This window comes from Pseudomonas sp. 6D_7.1_Bac1, assembly GCF_025465945.1.
Lineage (GTDB): Bacteria > Pseudomonadota > Gammaproteobacteria > Pseudomonadales > Pseudomonadaceae > Aquipseudomonas.
This window is the reverse complement of sequence record NZ_JANLNW010000070.1, coordinates 106921-121130: the sequence shown is the minus strand read 5'-3', so window position 1 is coordinate 121130 and position 14210 is coordinate 106921. Positions and strand designations below refer to the sequence as shown.

14 protein-coding genes are annotated in these 14210 nt (G+C 60.5%); 7 read left to right on the top strand and 7 right to left on the bottom strand.

Features of this window, described 5'->3' with window-relative positions:
• The 7 genes from NTD87_RS18805 to cbiE form a co-directional block, all read right to left on the bottom strand.
• Nucleotides 1–2125: TonB-dependent copper receptor (locus NTD87_RS18805; protein ID WP_262115640.1), on the bottom strand; the 2125-nt coding region annotated here is incomplete at its 3' end.
• A gap of 87 nt (nt 2126–2212) precedes the next feature.
• Nucleotides 2213–2638, bottom strand: a complete 426-nt coding sequence (locus NTD87_RS18800) for a DUF2946 domain-containing protein (RefSeq protein ID WP_262115639.1) — start codon at nt 2636–2638, stop codon at nt 2213–2215.
• A 54-nt stretch (nt 2639–2692) separates the two neighbouring features.
• Nucleotides 2693–3172, bottom strand: a complete 480-nt coding sequence (locus NTD87_RS18795) for a copper chaperone PCu(A)C (RefSeq protein ID WP_262115638.1) — start codon at nt 3170–3172, stop codon at nt 2693–2695.
• Between the two features lie 47 nt (nt 3173–3219).
• The gene (locus tag NTD87_RS18790; protein WP_262115637.1) at nt 3220–3621 is read right to left on the bottom strand and encodes a DUF2946 domain-containing protein; all 402 of its coding nucleotides are present in this window, start codon (nt 3619–3621) and stop codon (nt 3220–3222) included.
• 225 nt (nt 3622–3846) lie between these two features.
• Entirely contained in the window at nt 3847–4575 is a 729-nt protein-coding gene (locus NTD87_RS18785; RefSeq protein ID WP_262115635.1) for a cobalt-precorrin-6A reductase, read from the bottom strand.
• The gene (locus NTD87_RS18780; protein WP_262115633.1) at nt 4572–5669 is read right to left on the bottom strand and encodes a cobalt-precorrin-5B (C(1))-methyltransferase; all 1098 of its coding nucleotides are present in this window, start codon (nt 5667–5669) and stop codon (nt 4572–4574) included. Before NTD87_RS18780 ends, NTD87_RS18785 begins: the two co-directional genes overlap by 4 nt.
• The gene (cbiE, locus tag NTD87_RS18775; RefSeq protein ID WP_262115631.1) at nt 5662–6873 is read right to left on the bottom strand and encodes a precorrin-6y C5,15-methyltransferase (decarboxylating) subunit CbiE; all 1212 of its coding nucleotides are present in this window, start codon (nt 6871–6873) and stop codon (nt 5662–5664) included. Before cbiE ends, NTD87_RS18780 begins: the two co-directional genes overlap by 8 nt.
• Before the next feature lie 280 nt (nt 6874–7153).
• Here cbiE and NTD87_RS18770 point away from each other — a divergent pair, with 280 nt between their 5' ends.
• The 7 genes from NTD87_RS18770 (at nt 7154) to NTD87_RS18740 (ending at nt 14139) form a co-directional block, all read left to right on the top strand.
• Nucleotides 7154–7807, top strand: a complete 654-nt coding sequence (locus NTD87_RS18770; protein WP_262115629.1) for a hypothetical protein — start codon at nt 7154–7156, stop codon at nt 7805–7807.
• Nucleotides 7808–7867: 60 nt separating this feature from the next.
• The gene (cobG, locus tag NTD87_RS18765) at nt 7868–9247 is read left to right on the top strand and encodes a precorrin-3B synthase (RefSeq protein ID WP_262115627.1); all 1380 of its coding nucleotides are present in this window, start codon (nt 7868–7870) and stop codon (nt 9245–9247) included.
• Complete coding sequence (locus tag NTD87_RS18760) at nt 9240–9866, top strand: precorrin-8X methylmutase (protein WP_262115625.1); 627 nt, start codon at nt 9240–9242, stop codon at nt 9864–9866. The genes cobG and NTD87_RS18760 overlap by 8 nt, the downstream gene beginning before the upstream one ends.
• Nucleotides 9866–10597: a precorrin-2 C(20)-methyltransferase gene (locus tag NTD87_RS18755; RefSeq protein WP_262115643.1), complete on the top strand. Its 732-nt coding sequence runs from the start codon at nt 9866–9868 to the stop codon at nt 10595–10597. The genes NTD87_RS18760 and NTD87_RS18755 overlap by 1 nt, the downstream gene beginning before the upstream one ends.
• Nucleotides 10597–12300 (top strand): precorrin-3B C(17)-methyltransferase, encoded by a 1704-nt coding sequence (cobJ, locus tag NTD87_RS18750; protein ID WP_262115624.1) that lies wholly within the window; start codon nt 10597–10599, stop codon nt 12298–12300. Before NTD87_RS18755 ends, cobJ begins: the two co-directional genes overlap by 1 nt.
• 203 nt (nt 12301–12503) lie before the next feature.
• Nucleotides 12504–13325 carry a hypothetical protein gene (locus NTD87_RS18745; protein ID WP_262115622.1) on the top strand — a complete coding sequence of 274 codons (822 nt, stop codon included), beginning with the start codon at nt 12504–12506 and terminating at the stop codon, nt 13323–13325.
• Between the two features lie 58 nt (nt 13326–13383).
• A complete protein-coding gene (locus NTD87_RS18740; protein ID WP_262115620.1) occupies nt 13384–14139 on the top strand; it encodes a hypothetical protein in 756 nt (251 codons plus the stop codon).
• Nucleotides 14140–14210: the final 71 nt, after the last annotated feature.

Genomic DNA, 14210 nt, shown 5'->3' with positions numbered 1-14210 from the left:
AGCTCATATCGACCTTGGTCCAGAACGTGCGCCCCGGTTCGTTGATCGCTTGCGGGTTATTGGCCGGGTAGCCGAACCCGGCGTTGCCGGCCAGGTTCAAGTGCTCGGCGTAGGCCTTGCCGAACAGGTTGTCGACGCCTGTGCTGACCTTCCAGTGCTTGTCGATACGGTAGGCACCGTTGAGCGAGAACACGCCGAAGCCCGAGCTTTTGTCGTAGTCCTTGCCGACCACGTTGCCCTTGTTCTGGTCAATGCGGTTCTGCGCCGCGACCACACGCCACAAGGCGCCGGCGCTCCAGTTGTCTTCGCTGTAGGTCAGGCCGAAGCGCGCATCCAGCGGCGGCATTTGCGGCAACGCCGTGTCATGGGTGGTGTCTTTGCCCCAGGCATAGGCCAGGGTCGCGTCAGCTTTCCAGTTGGAGGTGAGGTTGTAGGCTGCACCGAGTTCGCCACCCATGATTCGCGCGTTGATGTTCTCGGCCCGTGAGATCGTGCCCATCTTGGTAGGGGTGTAATCGAACAGGATGTAGTCGTGCACTTCGCCGACGTAACCCGAGACCCAGGCTTCGAGGTCCTGGGTTTTGTATTGCAGGCCGACATCGAGCTGGGTGGTTTTCTCAGGCTTGATCGAGTCAAAAGCGTTGAGTGAACCGACAGGGCCGGATTTTGGCGAGAACAGCTCCCAGTAATCCGGGAAGCGTTCGGCGTGGCCGAGACCTGCGTAGAGCGTGGTCGGGCTGTCCGCCAGGTCATGCTCATAGCGCATGAAGCCACTCGGCAGAGTGTCGGTGCGGGTCGTGTCGGCGGTCGGGTTCGGTCGGGTCATCATTCCGGAGCCGATAGTCTGGCGAAAATCTTTGGCCGAGGCGCGGTCCAGTCGCGCTCCCGTGATCAGGCGATCACGGTCGGCGGCGTACCAGGTCAGCTCGCCGAAAACACCGTAGTTATGGAAGTCGGCATCCTTTTCGCGTGGCACGTCCTTGTAAGTATCGATGCCCATGGCGGCACGCTGACGGTGCTCGTTGGTTTGCGCGTCGATGCCGCTGATCAACTGCACATCGGCCCAGCGCCAGGTGGCCTTGATCCGCGCACCGAGGGTTCGGCGGTCGACGTTGGAGGCCATGGGGCCGGACATCATCCCGGTGCCGGACGGCGTGCGCAGGGTGTAGTTGTCCATCACGTGGTCGGCGTAGTTGTAGTAGACCTGCGCTTCGAGCTTATCCAGCACCTCGCCGAGGTTCGACTTCTCGAAACGCAGGCCCAGGCTTTCGCGCTTGAACTGCGAACCGTCCATGCCGCGCCCGGCAGAACGTGCCTCGCCGTCGCCCTTGCCGGCGGTCAGCTCCAGCAAGGTGTCGGCGTCCGGCGTCCAGCCGAGGGCGACATCACCGTTCCACTTGTCGTAGCGCGACGGCACGGTGTCGTTGTTGCCGTCACGGTAATCGTCGGCGTGAGCGGTGTTACCAATCACCCGTATGTAGCCCCGTGGGCCACCGGCAGCGGCGTCGACGAGTTTGTCGAAACGCCCGTTGGAGCCGGCCAGCAGGCTGGCGTTCACCCGAGTGCCCAGCTCGCCAAAGCTTTCCGGTTCGCGGTCGAACAGGATGGTGCCGGCAGAAGCTCCAGGTCCCCAGATTACGGTTTGCGGGCCTTTGATGACGGTCAGCTTGTCGTAGGTTTCCGGTGAGATGTAGGAGGTCGGGGCATCCATGCGGCCAGGGCAGGCACCGAGGATCATGCCGCCGTTGGTGAGAATGTTCAGCCGTGAGCCGAACATGCCGCGCAGCACCGGATCGCCGTTGGTGCCGCCATTGCGGACCAGCGCGAAGCCGGGAATGGTCTTCAGATAGTCACCGCCGTCGCTGGCCGGCACCGGTTGGCGCGGGTCTTTGGGGTTGGTAACGATGGTCAGCGGCGAACTCGGGGCGATGGCAGTGATGACCGTCGGGCTCAGCTCTTCGGTGTGTTGGCTGTGATCAGCCGGTTGCTCGGCGGCGATGGCCAGCGGGGTGAGCAGGGCGCCGCATAGTGCGGCGGTGGCTTGCTTGAAGCGGGCGCGTGGCGCGTTCAGGGCGAAGAATGCCTGAGCATCGCTCAAGCGTGTGTCAGCAGAAAACCTGGACATAAAGGTTCCATCAATCAGTCGTCAACAACACGGCCAGCAGCCTGCGGCTGTCGTTCTCTACAGTCGGCCGTATGAGTAGGGGGGTGTTTACGAGAGGATGGGTGGGGCGCGGGTGCGGGCGCCGGGGAAGACCGTTTGCCGGGCATGGCCCAGGCGGGGGGAGGGGCTGATGAGGTGATGGGCTGGCGGTGTGTCGAAAGCAGCGAACGACAGGCCACCGGGCAGTGCGGGGCAGTTGAAGAGCAGGCTGCAATAGCCGCACTTTTCCCAGAGTACGTGATGATCGGGTTTGGGCGCGCAGTGTTCGGCAGCAGGTTGCGCGCCATGCTCGGCATGGGCGTCCGCCGACATGTCCATGCTCATGTCCATCGACATGCTCATGTTCACAGGCATCGGCATGCGCTGATCCGTCGGCATCGACTGAGAAATCAGTGGGCCGATAAAGATCATCAACATGGCGAACAGGCTGATCCAGCTACCGCGCGCAACCTTCAACGAAGGGGTACGCGGCACCGATCGCCTGACGCTGAGCGAGCGCCGTGCGTTCACAGGTGGTTCAGGCTGTGATTACTGGGTGTGCTCGTGCTCTTCGGTGCCGGCGGGCGGTTGTTTCTGCACCGCGACCTCAACGGTCACGTCGCCGGATTTTTCGAAATGCAGGGTCAGCGGGAAGCGCTTGCCGTCACGGAGCAGGCTGCGGTCTTTGAGCTCCAGCAGCATCACGTGATAAGCCATCGGCGCGAACGTGATGTCGCCGCCAGCCGGAATCTCGACGCTCGGTACTTGCTGCATTTTCATCAGGTCATTTTGCTTCACATGCTCGTGCAACTCGGCTTTGCCTGAAATCGGCGAAGCAACGCTGAGCAGGCGGTCGGCGGTTTTGCCGTTGTTGTGAATCACGAAATAGGCGGCAACCGTTGGCGCGTTGGGCGGTAGCTCTTGCGACCAAGGGTGCGCGACTTCCAGCTCGCCGGCTTTGTATTCGTGGGCATTGGCAAAGCAGGCAGGCAGCAGCAAGGCGGCCAGAACGATGAGTTTCTTCAACATGGCAGTTCTCCAGAACGATTAAACACGCAGATCAATTGCGAGGGTAATCAGACCAGAGGGGAGGCGCGAGGATTGAGGCTGGGCCATTGCTGGCGCGGTGTTGGAATGTCGAGGGTCGGCGGTGGCAGGCTTCGATTGGCCTCGAAACGCGCGAAATACAGCTGCGGGACATGACCCGGCAACGCCACCAGAGGTGCAGAACCAGAGCAGCACCAACAATGCTGCATGTTTGAGTGATCGTCGTTTTGCGGGGCTTTTTGCTCAAGCTTGCCGAGCGAAATCGCCACCAGCTTTGTCCCGCTGGACGAACAGAAACTGCCCCACAACAACTGCTCGACCGGCGACTGACTGGCATCTTGCGCCATCGCGCCGGACATCGGCATGGCGAGCATGTTGAACAGCACTGCGAAGCAGGCGATCCAGGCAAATGCTAGCCGTTGTCGGGACATGAGTCATATCCGGTTGGGTGGGTGATCAAGCCGGGTATTTAGCCTGATCGGGAATCATAAGTAAAAAACCGCCGTGCGGTGTGGTGTCGCAGTGCATTACCCAAAGAGTGTAGCGGCTTCTTGTGGGAGCGAGCCTGCTCGCGAAGAACGATGACGCGGTTTTACTGACGGACCGCATCACCCCTATCGCGAGCAGGCTCGCTCCCACATTCGGCCGGAGGCGGTTTATAGATCGCGTCTGTTAGCCAGTGCTGCCAAGACCTGTGCCACTGTTTCAAACTCCCGCTCAACCCCCGGCAACACCGGCCGCTTGAGGATCAACACCGGCACCCCGCGCTCGCGGGCCACTTCAAGTTTGGGTTCGGTGGCGCTGCTGCCGCTGTTCTTGCTGATCAGCACATCGATCTGCCGGCGTTCGAATAGCGTGCGTTCGTCCTCGATGAAAAACGGTCCGCGTGAACCGATCACTTCACAGCGCTCGTTGCCGGGGTAAACCTCCAGCGCGCGCAAGGTCCAGAACTGCTCGGGCGGTATTTCATCCAGGTGCTGCAACGGCTCGCGGCCCAGGGTGAACAGCGGACGCTTGAACGGTTTCAGTGCTTTTACCAGCTCGGCCCAGTCGCTGATCTCGCGCCAGTCGTCCCCAGCCTGCGCTTGCCACGCCGGACGGCGCAGCGCCCAGCACGGGATGCCGCTGTGTTGCGCGGCAGTGGCGGCGTTCTGGCTGATTTGCGCGGCGTAGGGGTGGGTGGCGTCGAGCAACAGATCAATGCCGTGGTCCGTGATGAACTGCGCCAAACCTTCAGCGCCGCCATAGCCACCGACTCGCACCTGACAGTTCAGATCAGTCGGCACCCGACCCACGCCCGCCAGGCTGTAGATATGTTGCGGGCCGAGGGTTCGGGCAATCGCCAAGGCTTCGGTGACGCCGCCGAGCAGCAACAGACGCTTCATTGAAACGCTCCGGCGTGACCGACAATCCCACCCTGGCGATCGATGGCGAACACCTCGACTTGAACCTGTTGGGGCACCACGCTGCGGGCGAAATCCAGTGCGTGCTGACACACCGCATCACCGAGGGCGATACCGGCGGCGCTGGCCATCGCCAAGGCTTGCTGGCTGGTGTTGGCCTCGCGTATGCCTTGTTGCAACGCCTCGTCTGCACCGACGGCCGCCGCCCATTTGGCCAGTTGCGGCAGGTCGATGCTGGAGTGGCGGCTGTGCAGATCCATGTGTCCGGCGGCGAGTTTACTGATCTTGCCGAATCCGCCGCACAGGCTGAGTTTATCCACCGGCACTTTGCGCAGATGTTTGAGCACTGCACCCACGAAGTCGCCCATTTCAATCAGGGCGATTTCCGGCAGGTCGTAGACCCGGCGCATGGTGTCTTCGCTGGCGTTGCCGGTGCAGGCGGCGATGTGCAGGTAACCGTTGGTTTTGGCAACGTCGATGCCCTGGTGGATCGAGGCGATGTACGCCGCACAGGAAAACGGCCTGACGATGCCGCTGGTGCCGAGGATCGACAGCCCGCCCAGAATGCCCAATCGCGGGTTCATGGTTTTCAGCGCCAGGGCCTCGCCGTCTTCGACATTGACTGTCACTGCAAATCCGCCCCTGTAATGGAACTCCTGCGCCAGCAGCAGCAGGTGGTCAGTGATCATCTTGCGTGGCACCGGATTGATCGCCGGTTCACCGACGCTCAACACCAGCCCCGGGCGCGTGACGGTGCCAACCCCTTTGCCGGCGTTGAAACGGATACCGGGTTCGCTGATCAAGCGCACCTGACTGTAGAGCAATGCACCGTGGGTCACGTCCGGGTCGTCGCCGGCATCTTTGAGGGTGCCCGCTTCGGCGCCATCGTCAGTCAGGCGGCAAAACTCCAGACGCATCTGCACCTGTTTACCTTTTGGCAGGACGATGTGCACCGCATCGCTGCTCACACCACCGAGCAGCAAGCGCGCAGCCGCGAGACTGGTCGCGGTGGCGCAGCTGCCGGTGGTCAGGCCACTGCGCAGCGGCGCGGGTTGTTCGGCGGTTTCGTCACGCATCGAAGGGTTTAACCACGTCCAGCAAGGTAATCGGCAACGCCTGGCGCCAGGTGTCGAACTCTCCCAGCGGCTGCGCCTGCGCGATATGAATTCGGGTCAGTTCGCCACCGTGTTGTTCGCGCCAGGCCATCAAGGTCATTTCGCTTTGCAGGGTGACCGCGTTGGCGACCAGCCGGCCACCGGGTTTGAGCTGCGCCCAACACGTGTCGAGCACGCCGTCACGGGTCACGCCGCCACCGATGAAAATTGCATCGGGCGGCTCAAGGCCGGCCAACGCGTACGGCGCACTGCCGCGAATCAATTGCAGGCCGGGAACGCCGAGGGTGTCGCGGTTGTGTTCGATCAGTTGCTGGCGGCCAGCATCGGCCTCAATGGCCAACGTGCGGCAACTCGGGTGCGCACGCATCCATTCGATACCGATCGAGCCTGAGCCTGCGCCGACGTCCCACAACAGTTCACCGGGCACCGGCGCCAGACGGGCAAGGGTGATGGCGCGTACATCGCGCTTGGTCAGTTGGCCGTCGTGCTTGAAGGCTGCGTCTGGCAAGCCAGCCAGGCGCGACAGGCGAGGAGTATCGGGTTCGGCGAGGCACTCGATGGCGAGCAGATTGAGATCGGCGATGGGCGGATCAGTCCACTCGTTGGCGATGCCATCGACACGTCGTTCGGTCTCGCCGCCCAGGTGTTCCAGCACGGTCATCCGGCTCGGCCCGAAACCGCGTTCACGCAGCAGCGCGGCAATCGCGGCAGGGCTGTGTCCGTCATTGCTCAACACCAGTAAGCGAATACCACTGAACAGCTGAGCGTTCAGCGCTGCAACTGGCCGGGCAACCACCGACAACGTGACGACCTCCTGCAACGGCCAGCCCATGCGGGCAGCTGCCAATGAACAGGAGGAGGGTGCCGGAATAATCAGCATCTCGTTGCTCGGCACTTGCCGCGCCAGGCTGGCGCCCACGCCGAACAGCATCGGATCACCGCTGGCCAGCACACAGACGAGCGCACCGCGTTGCGCCAGTACGGGCTCAAGGGAAAATGGACTCGGCCAGCGCTGGCGTTCGCCACGGATGCACACGGGCAGCAGATCCAGTTGCCGTTGGCCACCGACAATCCGCGAAGCGCCCAGCAATGCACGTCGAGCGTTCTTGCCCAGGCCTTTGAAACCGTCTTCACCGATGCCTACCACTGTCAGCCAGGGGGTCATGCCGTTCCTCTGCTCAAAAACGCGGTCAATAAGAGCGAGATGATAACGCAGCTTTGCCGAGGTGATGCTGGTCAGTTGTCCCTGTACATCCAGTGATGTCTGAAGGTGTACCGATAATAGAAATGATGAGTTGTTTGGAAGGTGTGGCGTTGATATGTGTTGTTGTAATTGCAGGATGGTGTGGAGGGGGGAGGTCGTTTAGTTTTGAAAGCTCGAATAAGGTATTCGTTTGTAATCTGGATGTTCGAATAGATATTTAATAACTCAAGGATGAATTTAAATGGAAGAGCTGGACAATCAAGAACCCGGTGCGGCGATCGTTGGCAACGGTTTGATAACATACGTCGCAGGGTTGTCCCGGGAGGAAAAGCGCGATGTCAGATATAGCCTCCGACTGGCACACTGGGCCGCTGACAGAAAATATGACTACGCTACCGAGCTCGATGACTGGTTTTTGTATTTCGCCGCCACCTTGAAATTTCTGGGGTGGGTGCCTTCTGGCGATGCCATTACCGAAATTCATCATCCGAATTTTTATGGCACTGTTGCTCAGGTGTATTTGACTTCTCTTATCGCCGGGGGCAACGCGGCGCAGGCCAATGTCACACGTGCGGCCTTCGACGCATTGAGTGCAGACAAATCGGCCAGCAAGGTGTTTTACTCGACAAGTTCTCAGGCGGGTGACTTTCAAATACTGCCGGTAGAGCGCGATAGCCAGCGACGTTTGAAAATGACTGTAAACAATTTCAGGTTGCGTTCGCGCTCAATGCCTGAGGAATTTCTTTTCTTTAAATGGACAGAACAGACGACGAAGTTGCTGCAGCATTATGGCCGCTTTCTTCTGGATCGCTCGGTGTTCGAACAAAACAGGGCGTTCCTGGAAAGACGGATCAAGGAAATAGCTATCTCGGAATTCGAACTCAACCTCCAGTAGATTTATCGCCACAGGTAGCTGGGAGGCGTTCATTCGTCGACTCCCAAGGCAGTCATTTTCATGACTTCGAACAAAGCAGGCATAATACCGCGCCTCTCCCTAGCCGCCGGTCGCCCAGTGACACAATCCCCGTCCCCCATTGCCTTACGCCCCTCGGCCTGCCCGGGGTTGTTGCGTATCGTCCAGGCATCGGACGGCGGCATCTGCCGGATCAAGTTGAATGGCGGATCAATCAGCGCTGCCCAGGCCGTGGCCGTGGCCGACGCCGCCGGGCGTTATGCCGGCGGGGTGATCGAGGCGACCAACCGCGCCAATCTGCAGATTCGCGGGATTGGCAGCGAGCACCAGCCATTGATCGACAGCCTGCTGGCGGCCGGGTTGGGCCCAAAGACTGCGGCTGGCGATGATGTGCGTAACCTGATGCTCAGCCCGGGTGCTGGCATCGATCAGCACATGCAGTTCGATACTCGCCCGCTGGCCGAGCAGATCCTCGCCACCCTGCAAAGTCACCAACGTTTTCACCAGCTGTCGGCCAAGTTCGCCGTGCAACTGGATGGTGGCGAGGCGTTGGCGATGCTCGAACATCCTCACGACCTCTGGTTGAGTGCCGCTGAACGCAACGGTGAGCCATTGCTGGCCTTCGGTCTGGCGGGTTGCCCCACGGACACGCCGGCAGGGGCGGTGTTGCGCAGTGACGGTCACGCCTTGGTTGTCGCGGTGCTGGAGCTGTTTCTCGACCTGGCGCGACCGGATCAGACCCGCATGCGGCAGATGCTGGCCGAGCGTTCGCTGGAGTCGGTGTTACAGGCCTTGGCTGAGCGTGTGCCGCTGATCCCCATCAGTGACTGGCAACGTCCCGGGGCGTATCCAGGGTTGCACATCGGGACTTATCCACAGCGCCAGCAAGGCCTGGTCTATGTCGGTGCAGTCCCGCCCCTGGGGCGGCTGGACTCTTCGATGCTCAAAGGTGCGGCGCGTCTGGCCGAGGAGTTCGGTGATGGCAGCTTGCGTTTGACCCCTTGGCAAAGTTTGCTGCTGCCAAATATTCGCCATCAGGATGCCCCGGCGCTCAGTGAGCGATTGCAAGCCCTGGGTTTTCTACTGAGCACGGATCTTGCCTTGACCCATCTGATTGCCTGCACCGGTTCTGCCGGGTGCGCAAAAGGCCTGGCGGATACCAAGGGTGATGCCCTGCAACTGGCCGCATTGTTGCCCGGCCTGGCTGATCGATCGCAGGTTCATCTGTCCGGCTGCTCGCGATCCTGCGCGGCCGCGCACAGTGCGCCGGTTACCTTGCTGGCGGTCAGCCCCGGTCATTACGACCTCTATTTTCGCGATGCAGGGCAGCCGGGTTTCGGCGCCCTGCAAGCACGCAACCTCACTATTGAAGCGGCCGGCGCATTGCTCGATGCCCGCCCACGGAGCCCCCTTGATGCTTGATTACATCCGCGACGGTCAGGAGATCTATCGCAACTCCTTCGCGATCATTCGCGCCGAGGCCAACCTCGACCGGATCCCGGCCGATCTGGAAAAACTCGCGGTGCGGGTGATCCACGCCTGCGGCATGGTCGAGGCCATCGATGGCCTGCAGTTCTCCGAAGGCGCGGGCCAGGCCGGGCGCGATGCGCTGGCCGCCGGTGCGCCGATTCTGTGTGATGCGCGAATGGTCTCCGAAGGCGTGACCCGCGCGCGCTTGCCTGCCAACAACCCGGTGATCTGCACCCTGCGTGATGAGAGCGTGCCGGACCTGGCCCGAGAACTGGGCAACACCCGTTCGGCGGCTGCGCTGGAGCTTTGGCGCCCGCATCTGGAAGGCAGCGTGGTGGTGATCGGCAACGCCCCGACCGCGCTGTTCTACTTGCTGGAAATGCTTGATGCGGGTGCGCCAAAACCGGCGTTGATTCTCGGCTTCCCGGTGGGTTTCGTCGGTGCCGCCGAGTCCAAGGCTATGCTTGCGGCCGACAGCCGTGGCGTGCCGTTTGTGATCATGCAAGGTCGGTTGGGCGGCAGCGCCATGGCTGCCGCAGCGGTCAATGCCCTCGCCACGGAGATTGAATGATGCAGCAACCTGGACGTTTGATTGGCCTTGGCGTTGGCCCCGGTGATCCGGAACTGATTACCGTCAAAGCCTTGCGCCTGCTGCGCGAGTCTCCGGTGGTGGCGTACTTCGTTGCCAAAGGCAAAAAAGGCAATGCGTTCGGCATTATCGAAGCGCATTTGCAGGACGCGCAGACGCTGCTGCCGCTGGTCTACCCGGTGACCACCGAAGCCCTGGCGCCGCCGCTGTCCTACGAACAAGTGATCAGCGACTTCTATGACGCTGCCGGCGAAGAACTTGCTGCGCATCTGGATGCGGGCCGAGATGTGGCGGTGATCTGCGAAGGTGATCCGTTCTTCTACGGCTCTTATATGTACTTGCATGATCGTCTGGCCGAACGTTACGAGGCCGAAGTGGTGCCGGGTGTCTGCTCGATGCTGGGCGGCGCCTCGGTGCTGGGTGCGCCGCTGGTGTATCGCAATCAGAGCCTGTCGGTGCTGTCGGGCGTGTTACCCCGCGAAGAACTCAAACGTCGTTTGGCCGATGCCGATGCGGCGGTGGTGATGAAGCTGGGGCGTAACTTTCCCAAGGTTCGTCAGGTGCTGGAAGAACTCGGTCTGGCGGAACGTGCGCTGTACGTCGAACGCGCAACCATGGCCAATCAGAAGATCGTGCCGCTGGATCAGGTCGAGCCGATGTCCTCGCCGTACTTCTCGTTGATCATCGTTCCCGGCGAAAGGTGGCAAGGCTGATGACCCGTCCAGTTCCGGCGATTGTCATTCTTGGTAATGGCAGCCTTGCGACCGCGCGCAAGATCCAACAGCTGTACCCGGGCGCCTTGATCCACGGGCTGGCCGAACGGGTCGATGGCGCGGATCGCGTTTACCACGAGTTTGGCGCGACCCTGCGCCAGCTCTATCAACACGACACGCCGATCATTGCCCTGTGCGCGGCAGGCATCGTCATTCGGACTCTGGCGCCATTGCTCTTGGAAAAAGGCGCAGAGCCGCCGGTGCTGGCCGTTGCCGAAGATGGCAGCGCGGTCGTGCCGTTGCTCGGTGGTCTGGGCGGAGTTAACGTGCTGGCCCGCGAGATTGCGGATGGCTTGGGCGTGGCCGCAGCCATCACCACCAGCGGTGAATTGCGCTTCGGCACGTGCCTGCTCAACCCGCCAAGTGGCTACGCACTGGGCGATCTGGAGCTGGGCAAGCGCTTTGTTTCGGATTTGCTGGCCGGTGAGCGCGTGCGTATCGAAGGCGCCGCCCCGTGGTTGGATCAAGCGCAGTTGCCGCAGGATCCGCAGGCGCATTTGGCCATTCACATTGGCAGCGCCGAACGCGAGCCTGCGGCCAATGAATTGCTGATCTACCCGCAAAATGTGCTGGTGGCGGTGAGCGCCGACGTTGCAGATTTGCCGATCACCATTCGCGATGCCTTGCACCAAGCGAAAATCGCCGTGCAATCGGTGGCGTGCCTGTTGGCCAGCGATCAGCAAATGGCCAGTCCGGTGTTGCGCGAAGCGGCGCTCGAACTCGGCGTGCCACTGCGTTTTGCGGCGGATGCCGACAGTGTCGGCGAACTGGTACGCAATGCGTTCGGACAGCCGGTTTCCATCCGGGCAGATAACGGGATTGCGATCGCTGTCGCGGATCAGCCGCTGGACCCGTTGCTGATCGGTCGCCCTCGCGGCCGCTTGGCAGTGATCGGCCTGGGCCCTGGCGCTGCTGAGCTGATGGTTCCGGCGGTCAAGGTTGAGCTGGCACGCGCCAATGATGTGCTCGGCTACGAAACCTACATCCGCATGGCCGGCCCATTCCGGGCCGATCAGGTGTTGCACTGCACCGACAATCGCGAAGAGATGCAGCGTGCTCGTCACGCGTTCGAACTGGCGGCCCAAGGGCGTTCGGTGGTGGTCGTATCGTCCGGCGATCCGGGTGTGTTCGCTATGGCCGCTGCGGTGCTCGAAGCGTTGCACGAATCCAGCGATTCGAGCTGGCACAGTGTCGATCTTGAAATCCTGCCGGGGGTCTCCGCCTCCCTGGCCACCGCTGCTCAGGCGGGTGCGCCGCTGGGGCATGACTTCTGCGTGATGTCTTTGTCCGATAATTTGAAGCCGTGGACGATCATCGAGAAACGTCTGGACCTGGCGGCACAAGCCGACCTGGCGTTGGCGTTATACAATCCGATTTCGCGCTCGCGGCCATGGCAGTTGGGTCGAGCCTTGGAAATCGTCGGCCAGCATCGCACTGCAGAAACGCCAGTGGTGCTGGGGCGGGATATCGGTCGTCCGGGTCAGACGCTTCGCGTCACGACCCTCGGTGCATTAACGCCTGAACAGGTGGACATGCGCACCATGGTGCTGATTGGTTCATCCACCACCTGCGTGTTCCCGCGCGCGGAAGGTGGTGAGTGGGTGTATACACCGCGTTGGTATGGCGAAAAATCGGTGTCTTGAGCGATAGCGGCCCCATCAGGGGCCGCAGCCCGTTATTGACGGTACTAGTTGTTTATATTGTGGTGGCAAGTTGTGCTTGTTTGAAGTTAAAAGTTACTTTGAAATTAATTGAATTCCTTTGCGGTTGAAGTGCTGGGCTGAAGTCGTTAGTTTGATTTCCGGTCCAAAGAGGATCGTTGATTAATTTAAAAGGAATTTAGAAGATGTCTGAACATATCCAGCAAAAGATGTCGGCTGCCGAGCGCATCGCCTTTATTGAAGAAAGTAGCAAACTAATGTTGGGCACAATGCCTCGTGCCCGTTCGGCGTCAATCCTGGCCAATGCCGAGTTACCCATTGATAAAGACGAATTGAACGCCGCAATCATGGGCACCGGTATTGTTGGCTTCGATCCAAGCATGACCAAAAGAAGCAAACGCATCGTCAAAAACACCTACATGTACGCCGACCTCAAAGCGTTGCTGGCCTTCCCGGGTGAGAACCAGAAAGAACAGCGTTATAACTCGTTCTCGACCTCGATGAGGGCGATGGGGTGGACTTTTTTCTCGAGTCCTTTCAGCCGCTACACCTCCTCTTCGAAAACCCTGACCATGGATAACGTTGCCCTGGATCTGATTCACACCGTGGTGGCGGGTGCAGTGGGTGGCGTTGCCGGCAAAGCGTTGCTTGGCAAGGCCGCGGATGCTGCCCTCAAGGCACTCAAGACCGAGCCCGAGGCGTTGAAACTGTTCGAGGACAATGCAAAGAAAGCCTCGGGTGGCAACTTTGCAATGACCACCTGCAAACAGGATGACGACGGTGACATCACCATGGCTGCCGCCGCCATCCAGTATTCCTGTGCTGCACACCCGACCAAGGTGCTGTTCTGGGAATGGGCCACTTCTGAAGTGAGTATCTGGAAAGGTGCATCGGTCATGACCATGGACGAAGAGGACTATCTGCTGATTGAAGACCTGGTGGTGAAAACCCTGAGCGAGATGCGCCAGAAAGCACTGACTATAGAGTTCGGCCCCGCTGCCGCGTGATGAACCTGGTGACCAGAGGCATTAAGCCTCTGGTTTCTTTCAAGGCAAGGAAACCATCATGACGGATTCAACCTACGCGACTTACCTCGTCGCGGGCTGCGTGACATTGGTGTGCAATAAACTGTCGGCGTCCGAGAGACAGGATGGTCTGGATGCTTTTCTGTATGCCCAGGTCGTGGCGTCGAACAAGCATCCGGATTTTGCCGACGATGCCCAGTGGTCGCACGCCAACCGGATGGCGATCCGAACACTGGGGGGGGTGCTGCTCAGTGAGCCGAGCATCAGCTTTCCTGCACCCATGCTTTCCACATTCACCTTGGGCGAATTGCTTGCACCTTTGCTGGGTCAGTCAAGCCTGAGGCCGGCAACGGAGTCTCTGATGTCCAGCCTGAAAACGCTGTCTGGTTATCCGGCAGACGCTCCCGAACAGCGTCTGTTTCGACAACATTCGGTGCAAGGGGAGGCAAGGGTGCGACTCCAGGTCGGCATCATTGAGCCCGGCATTCAGCTGGGATCGCTGGGTGTTTCCTTTGCACTCAACAGCACGGTGGATGGCAATCCGCTCTGCCAGCGGTTTGATAGCGCCAATGTGATCGGCAATGTATCGATCAACGCTCATAGAGCATTGGTCGAAACAGAGGACTATGACCTCTCCAGATCGACGATTACCGGGTTGCTAGGCAGCTTGCGCCAGGAACAGGTCATTGAATTTCGCGGCACTGGCGGTCGATGCGCATTATCCGCTCCGGGTGCCCGTGGCGGTAAGGCACAAGATACCTTTTACCCCGGCAGTGAAACTGACCTGATCGGTTAGTTCACGGTCATTACCAACAGGGTGCCAATTATCCTGCGCTGAGGGTTGTGTTGTCCTTTGGTTTTTTACCT